The sequence below is a fragment of the Nocardia jejuensis NBRC 103114 genome, from assembly GCF_001613145.1.
Lineage (GTDB): Bacteria > Actinomycetota > Actinomycetes > Mycobacteriales > Mycobacteriaceae > Nocardia > Nocardia jejuensis.
In genome coordinates, this window is the sequence record NZ_BDBU01000012.1 from 215,585 (window position 1) to 237,664 (window position 22,080).

General features: G+C 66.8%; 18 protein-coding genes. 7 read left to right on the forward strand and 11 right to left on the reverse strand.

From position 1 onward, the window contains the following. Positions 1-35 precede the first annotated feature (35 nt). Positions 36-1,628 carry a GMC family oxidoreductase gene (locus NJ1_RS09885; protein WP_245717306.1) on the reverse strand — a complete coding sequence of 531 codons (1,593 nt, stop codon included), beginning with the start codon at positions 1,626-1,628 and terminating at the stop codon, positions 36-38. 393 nt (positions 1,629-2,021) lie between these two features. Here NJ1_RS09885 and NJ1_RS09890 point away from each other — a divergent pair, with 393 nt between their 5' ends. After that, positions 2,022-3,101: an LLM class flavin-dependent oxidoreductase gene (locus NJ1_RS09890; protein ID WP_067690684.1), complete on the forward strand. Its 1,080-nt coding sequence runs from the start codon at positions 2,022-2,024 to the stop codon at positions 3,099-3,101. Positions 3,102-3,130: 29 nt separating this feature from the next. Here the strand turns inward: NJ1_RS09890 and NJ1_RS09895 are convergent, their stop codons facing one another. Continuing rightward, positions 3,131-5,392 (reverse strand): CocE/NonD family hydrolase, encoded by a 2,262-nt coding sequence (locus NJ1_RS09895; protein WP_067690944.1) that lies wholly within the window; start codon positions 5,390-5,392, stop codon positions 3,131-3,133. Positions 5,393-5,725: 333 nt separating this feature from the next. Between NJ1_RS09895 and NJ1_RS09900 the strand changes: the two genes are divergently transcribed. From NJ1_RS09900 to NJ1_RS09915, 4 genes are all read left to right on the forward strand, one after another. Continuing rightward, positions 5,726-7,108 (forward strand): MFS transporter, encoded by a 1,383-nt coding sequence (locus tag NJ1_RS09900; RefSeq protein ID WP_067690687.1) that lies wholly within the window; start codon positions 5,726-5,728, stop codon positions 7,106-7,108. 110 nt (positions 7,109-7,218) lie between these two features. Next, complete coding sequence (locus NJ1_RS09905; RefSeq protein WP_084477941.1) at positions 7,219-9,312, forward strand: phosphocholine-specific phospholipase C; 2,094 nt, start codon at positions 7,219-7,221, stop codon at positions 9,310-9,312. A gap of 296 nt (positions 9,313-9,608) precedes the next feature. Then, positions 9,609-10,256: a hypothetical protein gene (locus NJ1_RS09910; protein WP_245717308.1), complete on the forward strand. Its 648-nt coding sequence runs from the start codon at positions 9,609-9,611 to the stop codon at positions 10,254-10,256. A 236-nt stretch (positions 10,257-10,492) separates the two neighbouring features. Beyond that, positions 10,493-11,002: a roadblock/LC7 domain-containing protein gene (locus NJ1_RS09915; protein WP_245717309.1), complete on the forward strand. Its 510-nt coding sequence runs from the start codon at positions 10,493-10,495 to the stop codon at positions 11,000-11,002. A gap of 120 nt (positions 11,003-11,122) precedes the next feature. Here NJ1_RS09915 and NJ1_RS09920 read toward each other — a convergent pair whose 3' ends face one another. Further along, positions 11,123-12,064, reverse strand: coding sequence for an SDR family oxidoreductase (locus tag NJ1_RS09920; RefSeq protein WP_067690693.1), 942 nt, complete (start codon positions 12,062-12,064; stop codon positions 11,123-11,125). Between the two features lie 257 nt (positions 12,065-12,321). Between NJ1_RS09920 and NJ1_RS09925 the strand changes: the two genes are divergently transcribed. Further along, positions 12,322-13,008 carry a TetR/AcrR family transcriptional regulator gene (locus NJ1_RS09925; protein WP_067690953.1) on the forward strand — a complete coding sequence of 229 codons (687 nt, stop codon included), beginning with the start codon at positions 12,322-12,324 and terminating at the stop codon, positions 13,006-13,008. A gap of 95 nt (positions 13,009-13,103) precedes the next feature. Here NJ1_RS09925 and NJ1_RS09930 read toward each other — a convergent pair whose 3' ends face one another. The 5 genes from NJ1_RS09930 to NJ1_RS09950 all read right to left on the reverse strand — a co-directional run bounded on the left by NJ1_RS09930 (position 13,104) and on the right by NJ1_RS09950 (position 17,826). Continuing rightward, positions 13,104-13,349: a hypothetical protein gene (locus NJ1_RS09930; RefSeq protein ID WP_067690696.1), complete on the reverse strand. Its 246-nt coding sequence runs from the start codon at positions 13,347-13,349 to the stop codon at positions 13,104-13,106. A 228-nt stretch (positions 13,350-13,577) separates the two neighbouring features. Continuing rightward, positions 13,578-14,999 (reverse strand): caspase, EACC1-associated type, encoded by a 1,422-nt coding sequence (locus tag NJ1_RS09935; RefSeq protein WP_067690699.1) that lies wholly within the window; start codon positions 14,997-14,999, stop codon positions 13,578-13,580. Next, complete coding sequence (locus tag NJ1_RS09940; RefSeq protein ID WP_067690701.1) at positions 14,996-15,364, reverse strand: effector-associated constant component EACC1; 369 nt, start codon at positions 15,362-15,364, stop codon at positions 14,996-14,998. The genes NJ1_RS09935 and NJ1_RS09940 overlap by 4 nt, the downstream gene beginning before the upstream one ends. A gap of 123 nt (positions 15,365-15,487) precedes the next feature. Next, positions 15,488-16,225, reverse strand: coding sequence for a ferritin family protein (locus NJ1_RS09945; RefSeq protein WP_067690703.1), 738 nt, complete (start codon positions 16,223-16,225; stop codon positions 15,488-15,490). A gap of 101 nt (positions 16,226-16,326) precedes the next feature. After that, on the reverse strand, positions 16,327-17,826 hold the full coding sequence (locus tag NJ1_RS09950; RefSeq protein ID WP_067690706.1) for an FAD-binding oxidoreductase: 1,500 nt from the start codon (positions 17,824-17,826) through the stop codon (positions 16,327-16,329). Positions 17,827-18,054: 228 nt separating this feature from the next. On the opposite strand from NJ1_RS09950, the gene NJ1_RS09955 reads away from it, so the two are divergent. Further along, entirely contained in the window at positions 18,055-19,323 is a 1,269-nt protein-coding gene (locus NJ1_RS09955; RefSeq protein ID WP_174557063.1) for an APC family permease, read from the forward strand. On the opposite strand, the gene NJ1_RS09960 is transcribed toward NJ1_RS09955, so the two are convergent. From NJ1_RS09960 to NJ1_RS09970, 3 genes are all read right to left on the reverse strand, one after another. Further along, positions 19,290-19,568: a hypothetical protein gene (locus tag NJ1_RS09960; protein ID WP_157573874.1), complete on the reverse strand. Its 279-nt coding sequence runs from the start codon at positions 19,566-19,568 to the stop codon at positions 19,290-19,292. The genes NJ1_RS09955 and NJ1_RS09960 overlap by 34 nt on opposite strands. Before the next feature lie 268 nt (positions 19,569-19,836). Beyond that, complete coding sequence (locus tag NJ1_RS09965; RefSeq protein ID WP_067690712.1) at positions 19,837-21,444, reverse strand: flavin-containing monooxygenase; 1,608 nt, start codon at positions 21,442-21,444, stop codon at positions 19,837-19,839. After that, positions 21,441-22,079, reverse strand: coding sequence for an SRPBCC family protein (locus tag NJ1_RS09970; RefSeq protein ID WP_067690715.1), 639 nt, complete (start codon positions 22,077-22,079; stop codon positions 21,441-21,443). The genes NJ1_RS09965 and NJ1_RS09970 overlap by 4 nt, the downstream gene beginning before the upstream one ends. Position 22,080 lies beyond the last annotated feature (1 nt).

Sequence of the window (22,080 nt, forward strand, 5' to 3'; positions counted from 1 at the left end):
GCGAATCAGCGCCCCACGCCCGTGGTCCCGGCGGCTCATCCGAGGATGAGCGAGGCCGCGCGTTCGCCGATCATCATGGTGGCCGCGTTGGTATTGCCGCCGACGATGCTCGGCATGATCGAGGCGTCGGCAACCCGCAGTCCTTCGACTCCGCGCACCCGCAGCATCGGATCCACCACCGCGCGCTCATCCACACCCATCCGGCAGGTTCCGACGGGGTGATAGACGGTGGTTGCCCGGTTGAGGAGTTCGGCGGCCAGGTCCGCGGGGGTGGGGTGCTGCGGGCCGGGAGAGATCTCGGTGTCCACCGCGCCCGCAATCGACTTGGCGGCCATGACTTCTCGGATCAACGTCATTCCGTACACGAGGGTGTCCACATCGCGTTGCTCGGCGAGATAGTTCGGGTCGATGGCCGGCGCCGCGGTGGGGTCGGCCGAGGTGAGTCGCAGCGAGCCCCTGCTCTGCGGGTAGATCAGCGTCGACATGACGGTCAGGGCGCGGCGCGCGTCGGGGAGGCGGCTGATCGGGGCATCCTGGTTCGGACTGGGATATCCCCACGGCAGGACGTGCAGCTGAAGATCGGGCACCGCTGCCGCATACGGGGTGCGCAGGAACGCGACGACCTCGAACACACTGCGCGCCATCCAGGTGCTGTTGTTGCGCAGGGATTCCCGCAGGAAGGAGCGGGCGATGTACCCCGGCGACTGACGGTGCACGCCGGTCGGCATCGCGAAGGTCATCGGGACGAACAGGTGGTCGTGCAGGTTGTCGCCCACCGGGAGGTCCGCGACGACATCGATACCGAACGCGCGCAGGTGGTCGGCCGGTCCGATGCCCGAGAGCATGAGCAACTGCGGGGACCCGAAAGTGCCCGCGCTGACGATCACTTCGCGCTCGGCGCGCAGTGATTCGGTTCCGTGCGCGGTCCGGTACTCCACCCCGACGGCGCGGCCGTTCTCGATCACCACACGCATCACGTGCGTATCGGGCAGCACGGTCAGGGTTTTCGGGCGATCTTCCAGATATCCGACCGAGGTGCTGTAGCGCAATCCATCGCTGTTGCTCTGCTGGAAGAGCGAGACGCCGTCCTGTTCAGCGCCGTTGTAGTCGGGATTGCGTGCCGCGCCGGTGGTTTCGGTCAGCGCCTGGATGAACGACTCGGATGCGGGCGCCACAGCACGCGAGCGAATCACCTTGATCGGGCCGGAGCCACCGCGGAACTCGTTCGCGCCGTCCTCGAACGATTCGAACTTCTTGAAGCTCGGCAGTACCTCCTCGTAGGACCACCCGGTGTTGCCCTCGGCGGCCCAGTCGTCGAAATTGCGCCGGTTACCGCGAACGAACACCATCCCGTTGACCGAGCTCGACCCGCCGACGACTTTTCCGTGTGTCTGCGGGACTCTGCGACCCAGCGCATGCTTCTGCTCGACGGTGTGGTGACCCCAGTCGACCATCTTCTTGAGCTGCGGCACCGCATGCATCGGGCCGATCAATCCGGGCTTGCGCACCAGCCTGATGTTGTCCCGACGACCCGCCTCGAACAGGGTGACCTCGGCCCCCGTATCGGCCAGTCTCCGCGCGATGACGGCTCCGGCACTGCCGGAACCGACGACGATATAGTCCGCCACGATCTTCCCCCAGAACGTTTCGCCGGACGCCACCGACGGCACTAGAACGTGTGGCAACTTTAGTCGAAACACGCTGCACAGGAGCCTGATTCAGATTTCTCGCTCAATGAGGCAGCGCCCCGAAATATAGGGGCACGGAAGTAAGCGATATGCCGCGGCATTCGGATATCCCTTCGATCGGACGGTTCGAGGCGGGGCTTCGTCCCTGCGTAGGGCCCACTCTTCCGGCGCTGGCCGCCGGAAGCGCTGAGACGTGGCCTGACCTCGGCTCACGCACCCGCGTCAGTTCGGATCAGCCCGGCCGAAAACCTCCGGGGTGTCGACGTCGGCGTGGAATGGTGGACGCCGCGGCCGCAACGAGTCTCGTCGGCCGTTCACGAAGGAGAGTTTCGTATGGGTGACCCGCACTTCCACTGGTACCTCCCGACCTCGGGCGATGGACGGGAAGTGATCGGTGCGCTGCAGTCCGCGGGCGTCATCGGCACCGCGTCGGCACACCGGGCGCCGAGTCTGGACTACCTGACCCTGGTGGCGAAGACGGCCGAGCAACTGGGGTTCGAGGCGGTGCTGACCCCGACGGGGACCTGGTGCGCGGATGCCTGGATCACGACGGCGGCATTGATTCCGCAGACGTCCCGCCTGAAGTTCCTCGTCGCGTTCCGGCCCGGACTCATCACCCCGACCCTCGCCGCCCAGCAGGCGGCCACGTTCGCCCAATTGTCCGGTGGCCGAATCGCTTTGAACGTGGTGACCGGCGGGGACGCCGAGGAGCAGGCCCGGTTCGGTGACCGGCTCTCCAAGACCGAGAGGTACGCCCGCACCGACGAGTTCCTCCAGGTGATTCGCAAGGCGTGGACCGGCCGGCCGAGTGATTTCTCGGGCAAGTATTTCGACGTGACCGGCGCGATGGTGCTGCCCGCGCCGTCGCCGGTTCCGGAGGTGTTCTTCGGTGGGGCGAGCGAGGCGGCGCGGGAGGTCGCCGCCAAGAACGTCGACACCTATCTCACCTGGACCGAACCTCCCGCCGCGGTGGGCGAACTGATCGATGATCTGCGGGCCCGGGCCGAGAAGTACGGCCGGAAGCTGACTTTCGGCATCCGGGCACACGTGATCACCCGGGACACCCACGAACAGGCCTGGGCCGAGGCGCGAAACCTACTGTCCCGCATGGACCCGGCGATCATAGAGCTGGCGCGGGCCCGCCTGGCGCAGGGGGAATCGGAAGGGCAGCGCCGGCAGCTGGAACTCAATGCCGATCGGGACAACCTCGAGGTGTACCCCGGACTCTGGGCGGGGTACGGACTCGTGCGGCCCGGCGCGGGCACCGCGCTGGTCGGCAGCCACGCCGAGGTCGCCGACCTCATCGAGCAGTACCGTGCCGTCGGGGTCGACCATTTCATCCTGTCCGGCCAGCCGCATATCGAAGAGGCGTACTGGTTCGGCGAAGGCGTCCTTCCGCTGGTCACGAAGTAAGCAGCGGAGGGACTTTCAACGGCGGCCGGTCAGCCGCCGTTGAACGCGGGCTCGTAGGTCCGGCAGGGCTCACCGCGCAGTCCGGCGCATACCGGCGGCAGCGGTGCGCCGGCGGCGGCCGAGGTGATCACCGGCAATACCAGCGACGAACCGCCGGATCCCAGCAGGATCGTGTCGATCACGAGGCCGTCCGTGGCGGGGGTGTCGAATCGCCACGACGTGCGGTCGCCGCCCGGCGCGGTGAGGGTGACCCGGATACGTGAACCCGCGCGGAACGCGTGCACCAGCGGGTCGATCGAGATACGTGCCTCGCTGAATCCGGGTGGTAGATCGGTGGGATCGAGGTAGGACCGGAACGGTTGCAGCGCGGTCGCATTCGCGTCGACGGCGCGGTAGGACGACCGGAGGTAGCCGGTGGCGACGTACGTCTCCTGGCCGTCCGGGCGAACCTCACTGACCGTCGCCTGCAGATCGGTGACCGGGGCGGTGCTGGCCAACTGCAGGTCCAGACTGGCAGGTCCGGCCGTCACCACATCGTGCTCCAGCACCGGTGAGGTGAACCCGGCACCGGACTGTCCCGGCAGCGGAGCCCAGTTGTACGGCGGAGTCGGTCGCCAGGGCAGGTCGGAGGGACCGACCACGTCCAGGGTCCCCGCAGGGCGGGCCGCCGGGTCGGGCCGGAATGCGAGGCTCTCGGACCGGCCGGAATCGACCGTCAGACTGCCGCCGTCACCCAGATGCCATGTGGTGGGCGCGATCCGCGTCGACGGCCACCCTTCCAACCCCAATGACCACGGCGACGCGAGTCCACCCACCCCCGCGGCCCCGGCGCCGTTGTCGTAGAACACTTCCACGCGCGGCTGGTCCGCGAACGCGGCCTTGGCAGCGGGCACCGACGGTGCGTTCGACAGCCGGGCGCTGTCGACCCGGATCGCCGGAGAGTTGGTGATGGCGGCGTACATGACGGTACTGAGCGCTTCCAGGGCCGGGGACGGCGGCGGAACCCGGTCCGCCACGAAGATGTTCAGAAACTCCCACCACTGACTTAAGATCTGCGGGCCGAGCGAATCGAAGTGCGCGCCATTGATCATTCGCACCCACACATCGGGATTCGCGTCGAACTTGTCGATGATGCGGGTCCACTGCGGGCCGACCTGCTCGTCTTGCAGCGGACCCGCCAGCAAGACCGGCACCCGCACCTTCGGAGCCCACCACGCCGGGGAGCGGTGGTCGAACACCTCGGGATTCCGGTCCGGATTGTCGGCGACCAATTGCCGAAGACTCGGGGTCTGCAGTCGCAGCGACTGATTCGCCGCGCACGCCTGATCGCCGCGCTGAATCAACTGCCGCACATAGGGTTGTCCGCCCGACGGGCCGGGCGCGGCATCGGATTGCCGCTCGGTGAGCCACGTGTCGGCGAAACCGGTATTGAAGATCCCGCCAGGGAAACCGGTGGAGTGCAGATCGTCGGTGAGGCTCATCGGGGCGATGGCGGCCAGGCTCGGTGGTTCGGTTCCGGCGACGGCGATCTGCGAGATCCCCGAGTACGAGATGCCGACCAATCCGACCTTGTGCCCGGCGACCCAGGGCTGGGCGGCAACGGTTTCGACCGTGTCGTAGCCGTCGTAGACGGTCGGATAATCGAACAGGTCATAGGCCCCGCCGGAGCATCCGCTGCCGCGCATCTGCACGCTCACCGACGCGAACCCGATGTCCGGGGCGAGTTCGGCGCCCAGGACCACACCGTTCGCCGGGGCCAGCGGATCGCGGGCCTTCAGCAGCCCCGTGGCCGCACCCAGGACCAGTGGATTCGGTGCGGCGGTCTGATAGCCCGAATACTCGATGACGGTGGGAAAAGGTCCGTCCGCCAAGGTCTTTCCGAACGGCAGCCGCACGAAGGCCGCCAGCGTGATGCCGTCGCGCATGCGCAGGTAGTTCATGCCCGGTTGCAACCGCTGTTCGTCGTACTGCGACTGTGGCGGCGCGGCGGTGTCCAGCACGGGAAAACTGTTGCCGCGCTGACCATCGACCCGGAACCGGTAGCCCTCCCCCGGTCGCAGATCGCGCACCAGGAACGAGCCGAGCTGATCGATGCTGCCGCGGCCGACGATCCGCTCGGTCGCGTCGAGCAACTCCACCCGCGCTCCGGGTGTGGCTCCTTGCACGTATGCCGCGGTCACCGAGCCGTGGCCGGTGCCGGTATCGGGTGCGGCGTGGGCCGCGGGCGCGGTGCCCGATGCGGCGAGGGCGAGCGCTATCAGGGCAATGATCAGCCGTCGACGTGGGGGCACCGTGCACACGGTATAAGTCAACCGACCAGGAAGCGCCGATTGTGGTCACCGCGGTTCTTATCCGGTTGGGCCACGGGCGTTTCGGGCGGCGCGGGCAACCGAAACAATCAAGCTGAGCGAATCCGGCCGGTCCGCGTCGCGGTCGGCATACAGTTCGGCGTCAGTCGGCACCGCACGGGTGATCGGCTTGTTCTAGTGGGAGTCGCACGATGATCGTAGGTCGGGCGTACCTCCCGGGGCTTTCCCGGGCGCACCGCACAGTCGACCCGAATGACGGCCGTATGCCGTTGTGGGCGAACCACAGTGCGGATGGGCCGATCGCCGGACGTCGCCATGTCGCTCGATAGCCGGGACGGCCGAGTCGAAAGCCTCACCCGGAGCAGGCTCACGCTCTACGGTGTCGGCTCGGTCGGGACCGCGGTGTTCGCGACGGTCCCCGGCCTGCTGCTGCTGTACTTCCTGACCGACATTCTGGGTGTGGCCGCGGGCATCGCCGGGCTGGTCGTCGTGCTTCCGAAACTCTGGGACGTGATCTTCAATCCCATCGTCGGGGCGGCCAGTGATCGCGAGGCGGTCCGCACCGGCCGCCGGACCGGGTTGATGCTCCGGGGTGCGGTGGCGCTGCCCGTTCTGTTCGCGGTGATGTTCATGTCGCCGTTCACCGGTGCCGGTGGCGCGGTGTGGGTCGCGGCCGTCTTCGTACTGGCCGCCACCGCCTACGCGCTGTTCCAGGTGCCATATGTCGGGTTGCCCGCGGAGATGGCCGCTGATCCGGCCGCGCGGACCGCGGTGACCGCGCGGCGCGTCATCTACCTGACCATCGGCATTCTGCTCGGCGGCGGGCTCGCCCCGGCGCTGGCGGCGGCGGGCGGCGGGGGCCGCGCGGGATACCTGCTGATGGGCGTGGTCATAGGTGTCCTGATGCTGGGCGCACTGCTCGCTGCCGCGCTCGGCACCCGATGGGTGCCGTCGAGTCCGGGCCGATCGCTCGGGCTGGTTGCCGCCGTGCGTTCCGCCCGGGGCAACCGGGCCTTTTTCGCACTGCTGATCGCGTATGTCGTCCACGCCGTCGCGGTGGCCGCCATGCTGGCCGCCGCGCCCTACATCGCCACCTACTGGCTCGGCGGTCACGGACTGACGTCGGTGTTGTTCGTCTGCCTGGTCGCACCGAGCGCACTGGCCGTTCCGGTCTGGGAGAAGCTCGCGCGCCGCGTCGGCAGACTGCGCTGCCTGGCCATCGCGACGGTCGGCTACGCCGTCGGCGCGTTGCTGTTGTTGCCCGGCATAGCCTTCGGCGGGCGAGCTCCGGCGCTGGCACTGATCGCCTTCCTCGGAATCTGCTATGCCGCACTGCAATTGCTACCACTGGCACTGCTGCCCGACACCGTGCTGGCGGACGCCGACCGTACCGGGCAGTCGCAGGCGGGAACGTTCACCGGGCTGTGGACCGCGGGCGAAACCGCGGGCATGGCACTGGGTCCGGGGCTCTTCTCCGTGGTGCTCGCGATCTCCGGATACAGCCCGACCACCTGGGACGTCCCGCTGATCCAGAGCGACGGCGCGCGGCTGGGCATGCTCCTGGGCTTCACCCTCGCACCCGCGGCACTCATGCTGGCCTCACTCCCCGCACTGCGCGCGTTCGGGCACAGACGCACGCCCGCGCCCGGCACGGGACCGCTCGATTCCGAGGGTCGTGGCTACTCGCCGCAGGGCTGACCGGTTTCCTGGGCCGTCGAACCTCTCGATCACGCGACTACTCGGCGATCACTCATAGTTGCCGCGCCGCTGCCCCACCGGCGTCCATTGTCGGCGCTTCTCGCAGGCGTATGCTCGGCTCGATGGCGGCCAGGGCGGCGGGTGCGACGGCGATGTCTCTGTTGCCGTTGTCGCTGCAACAGGCCATGGCGACACCGGCGCGGGCGGGCGGTCTGGGCGCTATCGAACACGTGGTGCTGCTCATGCAGGAGAACCGATCCTTCGATCACTACTTCGGGTCGCTGGCCGGGGTCCGCGGGTTCGGAGATGACAGCCCGCTACGTTTGCGCAACGGGCGCACCGTGTTTCAGCAGCCGCTCCGACCCGGCTCACCATTCGAGGTGCTCCCGTTCTCGGTGCGTGTCGCGGCCGAGCGAGCCGGACGTCCAGACAGCGATATCGAGTATCTGGACAGCCTCGACCACGAATGGAAGGGCAGCACCCTGGCCTGGTCGCAGGGGTGGTGGGATCGCTGGATCGAGGCCAAGAGCCCGGCGACCATGACCTACTACGAGCGCCGGGATCTACCGCTGCAGTACCAGCTCGCGGACACCTTCACCACGTGCGACGCCTACCACTGCTCGCTGTTCGGCGGCACCAATCCCAATCGCAACTACTTCTTCACCGGCACCACCGGATTCGAGCCGGGCAGTACCCGGCGCGCGGTCGACAATGCCGCCTACGACGGTGACCATCCGGGCTACGACTGGACCACGTACCCCGAACGCCTGGAAGCCGCGGGCGTGACGTGGCAGATCTACCAGGAGTGGGACAACTTCACCGACAACCCGGTCGAATACTTCCTGCCGTTCAAGCGAATCGGGCATCGACTGCTGACCGAAGTCGACGACCGCTACCCCACCACCGAGAAGTTCTACGAATCCCTGGCCGGTAGGTCGCCTGCCGCACAGCAGCGACTGCTAGGGCAACTCGCGGCCGCCCGCGACACACTGACCGCCGGCGAGCGCAGTCTGTTCGACCGCGCCATGTACCGAAGCGAACCCGACACCCTGTTGCGCCGCTTCGCCGATGACATTGCCGCAGCACGGCTTCCGGCCGTGAGCTGGCTGGTGCCGCCCGCCCGCTACTCCGAGCACCCGTCCGAATCGACGCCGGTCGCCAGCGCGACCTTCATTCACCGACTGCTCGATATCATCGGCGCCGATATCGACACCTGGTCCAAGACGGCGATTTTCCTGACCTTCGACGAGAACGACGGCTACTTCGACCATGTGCCCTCACCGGTGCCGCCCCGGCCCGATTCCGGCAATGGCGAGGACTGGTACGACGGCAAGGCCATCGGACTCGGTGTGCGGGTGCCGATGACGGTCATCTCACCCTGGACCATGGGCGGTTTCGTCTCCTCCGAGGTCTTCGATCACACCTCGGTGCTGCGATTCCTGGAATTGTGGACCGGGGTTCGGGAGCCGAATATCAGTTCTTGGCGGCGCACGGTCTGCGGGGACATGACCTCGGTCTTCGACTTCGACTCCGCGGGCAAGACCCCGCGCCTGACCACACCCGGCCCGATTCCACCGGCGATCGCGCGCTGGAAGCCGGAACCTCCCGGCGCACCGGCTCTTCCGGTGCCCGAGCCCGGCACGCGCCCCAGCAGGCCGGTGCCGTACCGACCGGCGGTCTCCAGCGGCATGGACGGTTCGGAGTTGTCGGTGACGCTCGCCGATACCGGAAAGTCGTCCTCGCACTTCATGATCTACCCGTTCGCGGGCATTGCCGGGCCGCCGCGTCACTACGACGTCTCGGGCACTCTCACCGAGACGTTCTCCGTCGCAGGCGAATACGATCTGGTCATCCAGGGGCCGAATCGGTTCTGGCACGAATTGCGAGGCACCGTCGGCGGTTCGGCGGCCGCCGTCCGCATCGGGACCGAGGCTGCGGCGCACTCGGCCGCCGTTCTGGTGCTCGCCAATCATGGTGCGAGCGTGGTGATGCTGTCCGTCACTCCGCTGCGCTACGGGGGCGAGCCGCGCCGTGTCGAGCTGGCCGCGGGCACCGAGCAGCGGCTCGAGTGGCCGACCCACCACGGGTGGTACGACTTGGCGATCACCGCCGACGGTGATCCCGGCTTTCGTCGGCGGGTCACCGGGCGCATCGCGGACGGTAGTCCCGGTATGAGCGCGGACTCTCGCACAGCAGAGGGTTAGAACCGGTGCGGCGCGAGCAGTTCAGCTTCTTCGAATAGTGCCGCTCCGGCAAATCGCAGACGAAGCCCGTGTGACTACCCGGCGGAAAATCCTTCAAACATTCACCGCTGTCCACATTGCGAAAATCTGCGCCAACGACTCCGGGAAATTCGTTATTTGTACCGAAGGCACCGTTTCAGAGGTTATTTCCGTAATTTCCAAACCGTGTCACCGACCAGGACGAACCCCTCAATGCAATACAAATACGACAACCGACAAGGGGTTGAGAACGAATGTTCCATCTACGCAAGATTACTGTGATCGCCGCTATTTCCGCTTTGGCGCTGCTGCCGCTGTCCGCATGTTCCAGCGATAATTCCAGTAGCTCCAGCAGTTCCAGCAGCTCGTCCGTCTCGGCCGCCGCACAGCCCGTCGCCCAGATCGACGCCATCACCGGCAAGAGCACCGCGGTGGCGCTGGACAAAGGCTTCACCGACGCGCTCACCACTCTCGGACTGACACCCGGCGTGCTCGGCACCGCCGCCCTGGAGAACGGGTCGGTCAGCTTCCCGATCACCGGAGGTCACGTCAAGTACTACACCCCCGGCACAGTCGAGCCCTATGTGCAGGGCGACATCAACCACAACGGCAGTGGCTTGTCGCTGACCGCCGGGCCCACCACGGTCCAGCTGAACAATTTCGACATCGACCCGGGCGCCTCGGTGCTCTACGGCGATGTGAGCGTCAACGGCACCTCGGCCGCGACCCATGCGCTGCTGTTCAACCTCGACGGCAGCACCTTGAAGCCGCTGCAGACCGGGGCTGACGACACCGCGATCCTGCAGGGCACCCGGGTGCTCGTGTCCTCCGATGCTGCCGCACTACTGAACAAGACGTTCAGCACCGACGCGGTCAAAGCGGGCCTGCTCGTCGGCATCGCGACGATCACGCTCAACACCAAATAGCTCGAATGCTCTCGAAATCGCCGGCAGGGTTGCCGATCGCACCCCTGCTGAGCGGATGGACGTACTACCGCGCATTTGCGGTGGCGCGGTGCGGTTGTCCTGAATCTCGTCGTGGCCGTCGGGCCTCCCCGAGGTAACTCTCAGTGCCGCACGTGTTTTCGGCTGCGCGAACGACAAGAGAGTCGCTATGATGCGCTCTGTTCGCAAGCATCGACATCCCGACACATTCGGATACGGTGAACTTGGTCTTCGCAGAACTCGCGCGACGATTCGGGCTCGGCCGCCGCCGTGTGGCCACGGGTAGCGGCGACGGCGAGATCCATGACGAACGAGGGAGCGACGGCGTGCACGCGCTGAATGTGGAGCCATCCGATCCGGCCGTGGAAGCTCACCTCGCCACCCTTCGCCTGAAGGTTCCCCATCTGATCGGCTCACTCGCCGCGACCGTCGACGGATTACTGATCGCGCACGATCTGCCCGCGACGATCGAGCCGACCGGTATCGCGGCGCTGGCCGCCGCCCAGCTGTCGCTGTCACAGACCTTCGTCGCGGCGACGCACAGCACACACCTGCAGGAGCTGGTCATCGACGGCGGCTCCGGACATATCGTGATCTACGCGGCGGGACCCACGGCACTGCTGGGAGTTCTGACCGACGCCGAGGCCGTGCTCGGACGAGTGCATCTGGAAGCACGCCCGGCAGCGCTGGCCATCGCCGCCGTGCTGTCCACGCCACCGCAGGAGTGAGCGCACCGGGTCCCGCTCACCGACCCGAGCCATTCAGCCCCGAACATGTTCCCCACGTGCACTTTTCACGACGAAGCTGTCCGCCGACCCCATCCGATATCCGGCCGGGTACGTAGCCCGCTACGCCTGGAAACGCACGTGGGCCAGCTCCTCGGAGAGATCCCATATCCGGCGAGCGTCGTCCGCACTGGCCAAGCGGCTGTAGAGCTTCTGTTCCGCCGGTGGGCCACCCAGGTGCCCGAACCCGTTGGGGCCATAGAAACCACCGCCGACCGCGTCGGGAGACGTGGCGGCATAGAGGGCGGGCAACTGGGCGGTCGCCACGGTACCCAGCAGGATGCCGCGCGCTGACAACGCGCGAATCACGCGTACACCCAGGGTGTCCTTGTCCCGGCCGAGCTCGGGTCGCGCGGCCAGCAGGCTGGTGGGCGCGACGCCGGGATGGGACAAATTGCTGGTGATATTCCACCCCTCGGCCTTGCTGCGCCGGTCGAGTTCGAGGCCGAACAACCCCAGTGCGATCTTGGATTGACTGTAGGCACGTTGACCGCTGTACGAATGTTCCCAGTTCACATCGGCCCAGTTGATGGCATTGCGATCGGCCGAGACACTGATCTGGGAGGTCACCCGAGCTCGACCGGCCTTCAACAGGGGCAGCAACTGCGCGACGAGCGCGACATGGCCGAGATGATTGGTGCCGAACTGCAATTCGAGGCCGTCGGCAGTGCTCTGCCGGTCCGGTGGGGTCATCACGCCCGCATTGTTGATCAGCAGATGAATGGGCAGACCCTCCTCGCGCAGGGTGCTACCCAGTGTGGCGACCGAGTCGAGGGCGGACAGGTCGAGTTCACGCAGCGATACCGCCGCCGTCGGGGTGTGTCGCTGGATCTCGGCCATCGCCGCTTCGCCCTTGGTGCGATTGCGGACCGGCATGACGACCTCCGCACCGGCCGCCGCGAGACGAGTGGCTATCCCGAGGCCGATGCCGTCACTGGCTCCGGTGACCACTGCGCGCTTGCCCGACAGATCGGGGATCGTGATGTCGATTGTCCGAGGTGACATGTATCTGCCCTTCCGAGTGATCCGCCGTGGTGGCATCGAGCAGTCCGCCTACTCGACCTGATCTGCGGGTATACCGAATAATATCCAGTTGTCTATTTTTTACGAGTATGCTCTCCTGGCATGGTCACGGCAACAACGCCACGCGCCGACGTCGCAACCGACCGACCGATCCGGTCACCGGGGCCTGGATCGACGACGGGCGATCACGACGCCGGCCCTCCTGAATGGAGCAGCTCGGATACGGAAAAGAGCAACGGATGAAGCGAGAGCGACCCCACGAGTGCACGACCGCTCGTGGCCGAGGTCGCCCCCGTACCGGCGAGGAAATCGACCCGGGTCCGCTGCTCGAGGCGGCCCTGCACGCGTTCGCCGACGCCGGATACGAAGGCATGTCGGTACGCGCGCTGAGTCGGCGACTGCACATCTCGCACGCCCTGCTCATCGCCCGATACGGCTCCAAAGAGCAACTGTGGTTCGCCGCCATGGAACACGCGCTGACCGAGGTGGAGCGCGCGTGGCGCGCGGCCACCGACGAGGGTGGACACGACGACCTGACCGCTCTCCGAAGCGGAATCGTTCGGCAGGTACTGTTCGCCGCCTCTTACCCGCAGGTCGTGCGAATCATGAACCACGAGGGCGCCATCGACAGCCCCCGCATCCGCTTCATCGTCGAGCGCTTCGTCGATCCCCTGCGCCCCGGAGTCCAGGCGCTACTCGATCGACTCGTGACCGCGGGCCGGATCCGCGCCCTGCCCTACGCCACGCTGCACTTTCTGATCACCTCCGCGGGATCGATCCAACTCGCCGCGAGCGTCGAAGCGCGCCTGCTCGGGGCCGATCCTCTCGATACACCGGACGAACTACAGCGCCACGCCGAGACCATCGCCGACATCATCCTCTCGGGAATCACCACCGATCCGGACAATCCGCCACCGGGCCGGTGACCAGACTTCGAACCGGCCATCGTGTGGGTCGAGACACGCGTGAACGGTTCGCGTCGACCGAGCCCGCGGCAAGCTGCGGGGCCTTCCCCGACCCGTCACACGGCGCCGAACCCGTTGTAGGACAGCGCGAATCGACTCTGAGGGCGGCGCATCGGCAGTGGCCGTGCGAATGTTTCGGCGGCCGTCATGGTGGGCGACTGCACACGGGGAAGGATGACGGTGGGATAGTCGTCCCTGCCCTGCCGGATCTTCGCCAGGAATGTATCCACATCGCCGTATCGAGCCAGAATCTCCGTCAGGAACCGCACTGCGCTACCCGCACTCGACGTCGTGACGTTCATCAACCCTCCGTGGTGTGTTCGATACCGGTGTGAAGCTCCGCGCTCGGCTCGTTCGGTCACCGCATGCGAGGCATGCCGTGGGCGCACCGTGGTCCGAACCGATCGAGACACCGCGGCGATGCCCACGGAAGCACGCGGCAAACAACATCTCCGAAGTCGTCGTAAATGTCCGGTCGACGGAGCCCGACGGCCGGACGCGGGTCGCCGCGGTGGCGCTGTCGGTAGGTGCTAGTTCGCGTCGCGCCCGCCGAGAACGTCGCGTCGGTTGTCGAGTTCCTCCAGACCGCGGATGCCGTCGCGGTCACCTCGAGCGGCGGAACGGCGGAACCAATGTTCGGCCTTGTCCAGTCCGCCCGCGTCGGCATGACATTCGGCGAGGAAGTTCATCGCCCGTACATTGCCGCCGTCAGCTGCCCGAATGTGCAATGCATCGGCCTCGTCGTAGCGGCGTGTCTCGAGCAGCAGCAAGCCGAGGTTGAACATTGCCTCGGTGTCGTCGAGATCAGCGGCGCGGCGGTACCAGGATTCGGCCTCGTCGAGCTTTTCCCGGTCGTGCAGCAGCCGTCCGAGGCCGCCCATCGAGTCGACATGACCTGTCTGGGCTGCACGCCGATACCACGATTCGGCTTCCTCGTATTTGCCTTGGGTGTCCAACGAGGCAGCGAGGTGCTTCGCCGCATCCATATTGCCGTCCTGGGCGGCACGGAGGTAACACGCCGCGGCCTCCCGGTACTCACCTTGCGCGTAGAGCGCCAGGCCACGGCGGAACGTCGCGGCGCTGTCGAACGCATCGATCCCGGAAGCAGGTGAGCCGGTCCGGGTTTCGGCGTCACGGGGTGATCGAGAAGGTGGCGTGGCGGGCCCGTGCGCGCCGCTTCGGGGTTGTTGCACCTGTGTGCGGTCGATGGCGCCGACTGTGGACGGTGATGCTGCGACACGTCCGCGGAACAATCGGATGTCCCCCGCGATATCGACGCTGCGGCGCTGTGGGCGGGGGTGGCCGCAGCGCAATAGGTCTCGGTCGATCCTGCGGTACAGCTCATCGAGTGTGAGACCCGGTACTGTCGCTGCGGCCAGCAGCGCCGCGGTGAAGGCCGTATTGCGTTGCTTCGCCGGCGCGAAGGAGGTTTCGTTCGCCGCGGACGAGACGATCGTGTAGGTCCCGTGAATATCGACCTGGCCCGCGACGACGGCCGGACCATCGCCCATGGCCTCGAACGCACGGCCGGAGAAGCAGCAATCCAAGATCAGAATCCGGGCGCGGGCAGGACTTTCGACGATCTCCTCGCGCAGCATCGTGAACGGAGTCGCGGTCCAGCCCACCTGGTTCGGATCGCTGCCGGTCAATGCCAAGTGCAGGCGTCCGCGTCGATCGAGCATGCCGTGGCCGGTGTAGTACACCAGCAGGACATCCTCGGCTTCACCGGCCGCTCGAGCGAGCACGGTGCCGATCTGGGTGCTGTGATCGGGTTCGGCGACCAGGGCGCAGTGTTCACTGCGCAACCCCGCGCCGTCGGGGGTGGTCAACAGCCGCGCTAGATCGGTGAGGTTGGATACCACCGAGGGTATGGGCGGGATGTCGGGATGGGTGTAGCGAGAGGTCCCGATCAGCACCGCCCGAAACCTGTTGCGGTCCAACGATTCGGTCATGGCAAGGGGTCCGGACCTTCGAACAGATTCCCGAGTTCGCGCAGTGCCTCCGGCGTTTTGATGCGCTTGCCGTCGAAAGTGACCGCGGTGCCGTCGGGGCGCTGCACCGTGACGGTGACATCGGAGCGGCGATGGGTCAACCAGGCCGTCAGCGATCGCGTCAAGGCGGGCGCGAGCCCGCCGGCGCCGACCGCGATGACCAGCACGTCGTAGAGGTCGCCCATCTGCCCGTCACGAATGCGCGCGGGCGATGGACCGATGCGGCCGCGTAGCGCGTCGTCGTGACGGAACCAGTCCAACAGCTGCAGCAGTTCGTCCGGGCCACCGCTGGTTCGAATGGTGTACTGGCCGTGAGGTTCCGACATGTCGTCATTTTGCCGGACAGGCTCACTCCAGGCAGGACTACTCGACAAGATCCGATCGGTGCGAGCCGACGGGCATCGAACTCCTCTCTCCCACCCCGCCACCCATCGCGAGCGCGACCTCACTCACCGAGAGGGCTGACTACCGCTGCCCTTCGACGCACCGATGGTGTCGGCCGCCACGCCCTGGAACAAGGCGATGACATCGCGGGTGAAAGCCGTTCGGGTGACACCCAATTGACGCAGGGCGGGACCGTGATCGACGGCAACGACGAGAGTCGCGCCGAACAGGACGAGCCACCAGGCGAGCAGTAGTACGACCTGAACCGGACGCGGCGTCGGGGCGAAGGCGACCCGCAGGCGCTGGCAGTGGAAGGGGACATGACGGCGTTCGTCCTCGAGAATCAGACGGGCCACTTCGGTGGTGAGGGGATCGGTCGTGCCGTCGCGCAACGCCCGGTAGTAGCGCAGGGCCACGACCTCGGCGATGGACAACACCATCAGTTCCAGGCGCAGGCCCAAGGCGCGGCGCAAACGCACGAAGATCACATCGGTCCAATGGGACGAGATCGTCTCGTAGCCCGCGGAACTCAGGAGATTCCGCAGCAGTCGAGCGTGGTTGATCTCCTCCGCGACGAACAGACGAGCAGCGGTCGCGTAGTCCGGATCACCGGCACCATCGGCCTTGCGAATGAGGTTCCCGCCGTCGCCGCTTTCGCCGACTTGAAAACGCTGCACGCTGCGAGCCAGAACCGGATCGAGTCGTGCACCCCTGTCCCACTCCGGATCTTCGGCGACGGAACGCGCCAGCACATTCGCCTCGAATTCCCTTGTCCAAGGGATGAAATCGCTGTGACGCCCCATGACGCTCCTCCCGTTCGGTCCCCGGATCGGGATCGATCCTCGAGCCTAGGAAGAAGGTGTGCGGATTGGTCGATCGATTCGTGGAGATCCTGTGACGGTGGTCAGGGCGTCAGCACGGACCGAATCCGATTGTCCGGGTCCACTCGGGCGCGGAGCTGGGCCAGTCGAGAGTGATTGTCGCCGAAGTAGCGGGACAACGAATCTCCGGACTCCAGGTAGTTGACGTATCCGCCGACCGAATCGGGTCCGAGCGCGGCATGGGAGTCGGCGATCCAGGTCAGGGCGGAATCGTGCGGAATCGGTTCGTAGGCGCCCCATTCCACGATGGCGGCGTGGTCGCGCCAGGGGAAGGCCGTGGCGGTGGGAGACGGGTCTGCGATCGCGCCGTCGAGGGTGTTGATCTGCACCCAGCCGGTGCCGCCGACGCTGGAGAACCTGGTGAGCGATTCGAGCACTGTGCCGATGATGTCCGGAGTGAGAGCGGAGACGATGTCGGAGCCGTTGGTGAAGGCGGCGCGCGGCTGATCGACGGCACCGCCGGCCAGATACAGGACGGTCTCCATGTGCCCGAGGGTGCGGACGTCGGTGGCGGCGGGGCTGAGGCCGATGGCATCGGTGAGCGCGGCCGTGACGGTCTCCCCCGCGCCCGCGGGGCACACCAGCTGCATCCAGCAGGTGAGGCCGCCCTCGCCGTCCGCGTCCACGCTCACATTCGCCCATTGCTCGCGGTCGGCGGACCGCAGCCACTCCTGCCAGCCGGTGATGACGCGGTCGGCCTGCTCACCCGGGAAGGTCAGGCGTACCACGTCTTTCGTGGTCGCCTCGATGGTGTCGAAGGTCATCGAACTGACGATGCCGAGCAGCGAGCCGCCGCCGCGCAGCGCCCAGAACAGATCGGGCCGGACCGTGGCGGATACCTCGGTGATGGTGCCATCGGGCAGGACCACGGTGGCAGCGGTGAGCCGATCACAGGTGAGACCGTGAGCGCGCGATTCCACTCCGAGCCCGCCGCCCAGGGTCAGACCCGCGATACCGACGCTGGGACACGCGCCCGCCGGCAGGCTCCGGCCGGAGCGGTCGAGTTCCTGATACACCTCGTAGAGGGTGTGACCCGGCGATACGACGGCCTGCCCGGCGTCGGTTCGTACGCCGCGCAGCCCCCGTACGTCGATGATCAGCGATCCGGTCGCCGTGGAAATCCCCGCGTAGGAGTGCCCACCCGCCCGCGCCGCCACCTCGAGATCGTTCTCGGCCGCGAAACCGAAGGCCGTGGCCACATCCTCGGCATCGGCGACCTGAACGACGGCCGACGGCTCCTGGTCATCGAAACGAGTATTGAAAACCTGTCTGGCCACGGGATATTCCGGATCGCCCGGCACTATCAGCCGACCACGCAACTCACCCCGCAGCGCACGCCACTTCGACTCGGCGTTGCCGCGACCGAACGCGCCGGCCGGCGAATCAGCGTCCGCGACGAGGGATCCCGCGGCGGGCGCCGCGCTGGAGGCGGAGAGTCGAGTTGCCCCGGCTAAACCCGTACCGGCGACCGCGAGTCCGAGAGCGCTACGCAGGAATACGCTGCGCGAGAAGTGTGGTCTCACATCGGCCTCCAGTGGTCATCCGAGATGCGGTGCGCCGACTGGTGATTCGCTGTCAAGGTTCGCGCTCCACCTGTTCCGTCGGCCGACACAGTCCCGATCGATCATGGTTCATCCACCGTTCATTCGGAAAACCGGGCGGTGGCGTTCCAGCGTGCGGCGCGGCGACGATTCCTCGGTCAGCCCGCGGCCGCATAGATTCACATCGACCGAAGGGTTCGCGACAGGAGCATGGTGCCCGAGACAACGCATACGAACACCCCCTCTGAACTGCGGCGAAGTCTAGGGGTGACCGATGCCGTCGTGATCGGACTCGGCTCCATGATCGGGGCGGGGATTTTCGCGGCTCTGGCTCCGGCGGCGCGGGCGGCGGGCTCGGGGTTGGTGCTGGGGCTCGCGGTCGCGGCCGTGGTCGCGTACTGCAACGCGACTTCGTCGGCGCGATTGGCCGCGCGGTATCCGGCGTCGGGCGGCACGTATGTGTATGGGCGCGAGCGACTCGGCGAGTTCTGGGGCTATCTGGCCGGATGGTGTTTCGTGGTCGGCAAGACCGCGTCCTGTGCGGCAATGGCATTGACAGTCGGGGTGTACGCGTGGCCGGAGCAGGCGCACGCGGTGGCCGCTGCGGCGGTTGTCGCGTTGACCGCGGTGAACTATCGCGGCGTGCAGAAGTCGGTGCTGGTGACCCGGGTGATCGTGTCGATCGTGCTGGCCGTGCTCGCCGCGGTGGTGGTCGCGGCAGTCACCTCCGGAACCGCCGAGGCCACGCGGCTCGAATTCGGTTCCGAAATAACCGTTTTCGGAGTTTTACAGGCGGCGGGACTCCTGTTCTTCGCCTTCGCCGGATATGCGCGGATCGCCACGCTCGGCGAGGAAGTCCGCGACCCGAGCCGCACGATTCCGCGCGCGATTCCACTCGCGCTGGGCATCACCCTGTGCGTGTACGCGGCCGTCGTGATCGCGGCGCTGAGCGTGCTCGGGCCGCAAGGCTTGTCGGAGACGACCGCACCCTTGACGAGCGTGGTGCGCACGTCCGGCGCGGGTTGGCTGGAACCGGTGGTGCGGGTCGGAGCCGTCCTCGCCGCGCTGGGTTCGCTGCTGGCCCTGATCCTCGGCGTCTCGCGCACGACCCTGGCGATGGCTCGCGACCACCACCTGCCCCACGCCCTGGCAGCGGTGCATCCCCGATTCGCGGTGCCGCACCGCGCCGAACTCACCGTCGGCGCGATCGTCGCCGTCGCCGCCGCGACCGCCGATGTCCGTGCCGCGATCGGGTTCTCGTCCTTCGGCGTGCTGCTCTACTACGCGATCGCCAACGCGGCCGCCTGGACGCTGACCGTGCCCGAGGGACGTCCGGTTCGGCTGATCCCCGCGCTCGGTGTGCTCGGCTGCCTGATCCTCGCCTGCACACTCCCGATCATCTCGGTGCTGACGGGGACGGCGGTCGTGGCGATCGGAGCCGCGATCTACACCGTCCGGTCCAGGTGCGGCGAGCGGTAGCCGCCGAGGCGAGCACTGCTGGAACTCATGTCCAGCAGTCGCTGCCGGGCCGAGCGCTCCCCCAGCTCGCCCATGGCGTCGAGCGGAATGCCCGCCAGATCCTGCAGACAGGCGCGGACGATCCCGGCCACCCACCACCGGGAGTACTGGTCGCCGAACTCCGATAGCAGTCGATCAACCGTCTGATCGGTTACGCGCTGTTCGCGCGTCGTCCGCGATTGCCCCGCTACCTCGAGTTCGATCACGGACACATCATGCCCGTGTGGACCGACAGGTAGCAGTGTCAAAGGTCCTCGATCGAAGGCACTTCCCTCAACTCGACTCGTTCGGACCTGCCCCACCAACAGTTTCAGGCGTTCGGCCGCCGACGCCGGGACGGTAGTGACTCCGCCGTATCGATCTGCGGGCGAGACCCCCCAGAATCCGACACGGTAGGTCCGGGCGAGTCGTCCGCCATCTGTCATCGAACCGGTGGCCGCGCCCGTCTCGAATTGCGGATCAGGCCATCCGAGCTCACGCTTCGGTGAGTTGGGCCGACACCGAGTCCGCCGGGGCGTCGACTTCGACGGGATTGCGGTAGCTGTAATCCTCGCGGTCGAAGCGAACGGCCTTGCGGTAGGTCTTCCACAGTGACCAGGGCCGGAGGTACGGGGACTTGCCCTGGGAGTTGACGAAGTAGCTGTTGGAGCCCTCGCAGCGAGTTTCCAAGTAGTAGGCCAGGTTCCGGCCGCTGCGAAGCATCTCCTGATGGAAGCGCTCCTGAGCCTCGGGCCGCACTTCCACGATGGTGGCCCCGCGGCGACGGGTCTCGTCGATGACGGTGGCGATGTGGCGCATGGCGTTCTCCACGAAGTAGTGGAACGCGGTGCCGGTCCAGGAGTACGGGCCGATCATGATGAACCGGTTCGGCAGCCCGACGACCGAGGTGCTGAAGTAGGCCTTCAACTCCTCGGTGTTGTAGAAGACGCCGAGGTCGAATCCGTCACGGCCGAGGACGGTTCCGGGCTTGTAGCTTTCCGGATCCGAGAAGACCTCGTAGCCCGTGGACACCACGAGGGCGTCGATCTCACGCTCGACACCGTCGGCGCTGCGGATACCGGTCGGGGTGATCTCGGCGATTCCGGCCGTGACGAGCTCGACATTGTCGCGGTTGAGGGTGGGCAGATAGTCACCGCCCGCCCCGCCGCGAATGCACACGATGCCGAAGTCGGGCCGCAGCTGCTTGCGAATCTCCCTGTCCTTCACCTTGTATCGCACCCAGCCCGCGTAGGCGTGGCGGCCGGCGAAATCGATAGCCCGCGAGCCGCCGCGCCACAGCGGTGCCGGGGTGTAGATCGCGACGCGCAGCAACAGGTCGACCACGGTCTGCGCGACGCCGTTGGCGACCGCCGATCCGCCGGGCAGGGCCAGCAGCTTCTGCATCCACGGCTTCAGGACGAAGTCCGGCTTGGGCAGATACACCTGCGGCGTGCGCTGGTAGATATCGAGCCGCTCGACCTGCGCGGCGAGTTTCGGCGCGATCTGCATGGTGCTCGCGCCGACGCCGATGATGCCGACCCGTTTGCCGGTGAAGTCGTAGTCGTGATTCCACTGCGCCGGATGCATGGAAACACCGGTGTAGGAATCCAATCCGGGGATGTCCGGTGTGGTCTTCGCGTTGATGTACGCACCGACGGCGCTGATGACGAACCGCGCGGTAATGACCTCGCCGGTGTCCACGTGCAGCCGCCACAACCCGTGGTCCTCGTCCCACTCCTCGCGAACGATGGTGGTGTCGAACCGCATTCGGCGCGGCAGGTCGTAGTCGGCCGCGACTTCGCGCAGGTACTCCAGAATCTGGTCGCGTTTGGCGAAGAGCCGATCCCAGTCGGATTTGCGCGCGAAGGAGAACTGGTAGGTGGTGCTCGGAATATCGCAGCCCGCATCGGGATAGCTATGGCTGTACCAGGTGCCGCCGAGCCCGGCGATGCGATCGACGATCAGGAAATCATGGACGCCGATCTCCTGCAACTTGACTCCGGCGCAGATACCACCGATGCCCGCGCCGATGACCACGACCTCGTGGTGCGGCTTTTCGCTCGGGCTGATGCGCGCGGCGTTCGATCCATTGTCGCGACTCATTCGGTGCCTTCCTTATCGGCCGGGTGATTGCTCGGCGCGGCCGAAGCGATGCCATTCGTATTGATCGACCGCAGTGGCGGTCTGGTGGTGCGCGCGACCTCAGCGACGCGCCGCTCGAACAGCGGGCCGATACCGACGACCCGGTAGGCCGCTCGCCACAGCGGCGGGAACCAGGTGACGAATCGCAACGGCCAGCGCAGGGTGACCGCGATCGTCCAGGTGACCTTGGTCCGGCCGTCGCCGAGGTCAGTGAACGTCTTGTCCTCGCCGTACTGGCGTACCAGCAGGTACTGCAGCCAATTGCCGCTCACCACACCGAAGGCGATGCGCTGGTTCGGTTCATACCGCCAGAACTTCTCCTTCTCGACCCACAGGAAGCGCAGCGGCTCGAACGGTGAACCCATTTCGCGCACGATCCCGACACCACGGGCGGGCGAGTCGTACTTCACGCCGGTGCAGGGGAACGGCAGCCATTTCCACGCGTGCTCGTCATCGATCGCGGTCCACACCGCCTCCACCGGCGCGTCGAAGGTCTTCTCGACGGTGATGACCAGCCCGGCGGTATCGAACAGGGTGTCGTCGATCGCCGGTTGTGAGGCGGCGTGCTGGGTGTGCAGGAACGAAGAAATACTCATG

Excerpts from the sequence above, each read along its gene's own strand:
- NJ1_RS09890 (WP_067690684.1), top strand. The coding sequence starts at position 2,022 with ATGGGTGACCCGCACTTCCACTGGTACCTCCCGACCTCGGGCGATGGA.
- NJ1_RS09900 (WP_067690687.1), top strand. The coding sequence starts at position 5,726 with ATGTCGCTCGATAGCCGGGACGGCCGAGTCGAAAGCCTCACCCGGAGC.
- NJ1_RS09905 (WP_084477941.1), top strand. The coding sequence starts at position 7,219 with ATGCTCGGCTCGATGGCGGCCAGGGCGGCGGGTGCGACGGCGATGTCT.
- NJ1_RS09920 (WP_067690693.1), bottom strand. The coding sequence starts at position 12,064 with ATGTCACCTCGGACAATCGACATCACGATCCCCGATCTGTCGGGCAAG.
- NJ1_RS09925 (WP_067690953.1), top strand. The coding sequence starts at position 12,322 with ATGAAGCGAGAGCGACCCCACGAGTGCACGACCGCTCGTGGCCGAGGT.
- NJ1_RS09930 (WP_067690696.1), bottom strand. The coding sequence starts at position 13,349 with ATGAACGTCACGACGTCGAGTGCGGGTAGCGCAGTGCGGTTCCTGACG.
- NJ1_RS09935 (WP_067690699.1), bottom strand. The coding sequence starts at position 14,999 with ATGACCGAATCGTTGGACCGCAACAGGTTTCGGGCGGTGCTGATCGGG.
- NJ1_RS09940 (WP_067690701.1), bottom strand. The coding sequence starts at position 15,364 with ATGTCGGAACCTCACGGCCAGTACACCATTCGAACCAGCGGTGGCCCG.
- NJ1_RS09945 (WP_067690703.1), bottom strand. The coding sequence starts at position 16,225 with ATGGGGCGTCACAGCGATTTCATCCCTTGGACAAGGGAATTCGAGGCG.
- NJ1_RS09955 (WP_174557063.1), top strand. The coding sequence starts at position 18,055 with ATGGTGCCCGAGACAACGCATACGAACACCCCCTCTGAACTGCGGCGA.
- NJ1_RS09965 (WP_067690712.1), bottom strand. The coding sequence starts at position 21,444 with ATGAGTCGCGACAATGGATCGAACGCCGCGCGCATCAGCCCGAGCGAA.
- NJ1_RS09970 (WP_067690715.1), bottom strand. The coding sequence starts at position 22,079 with ATGAGTATTTCTTCGTTCCTGCACACCCAGCACGCCGCCTCACAACCG.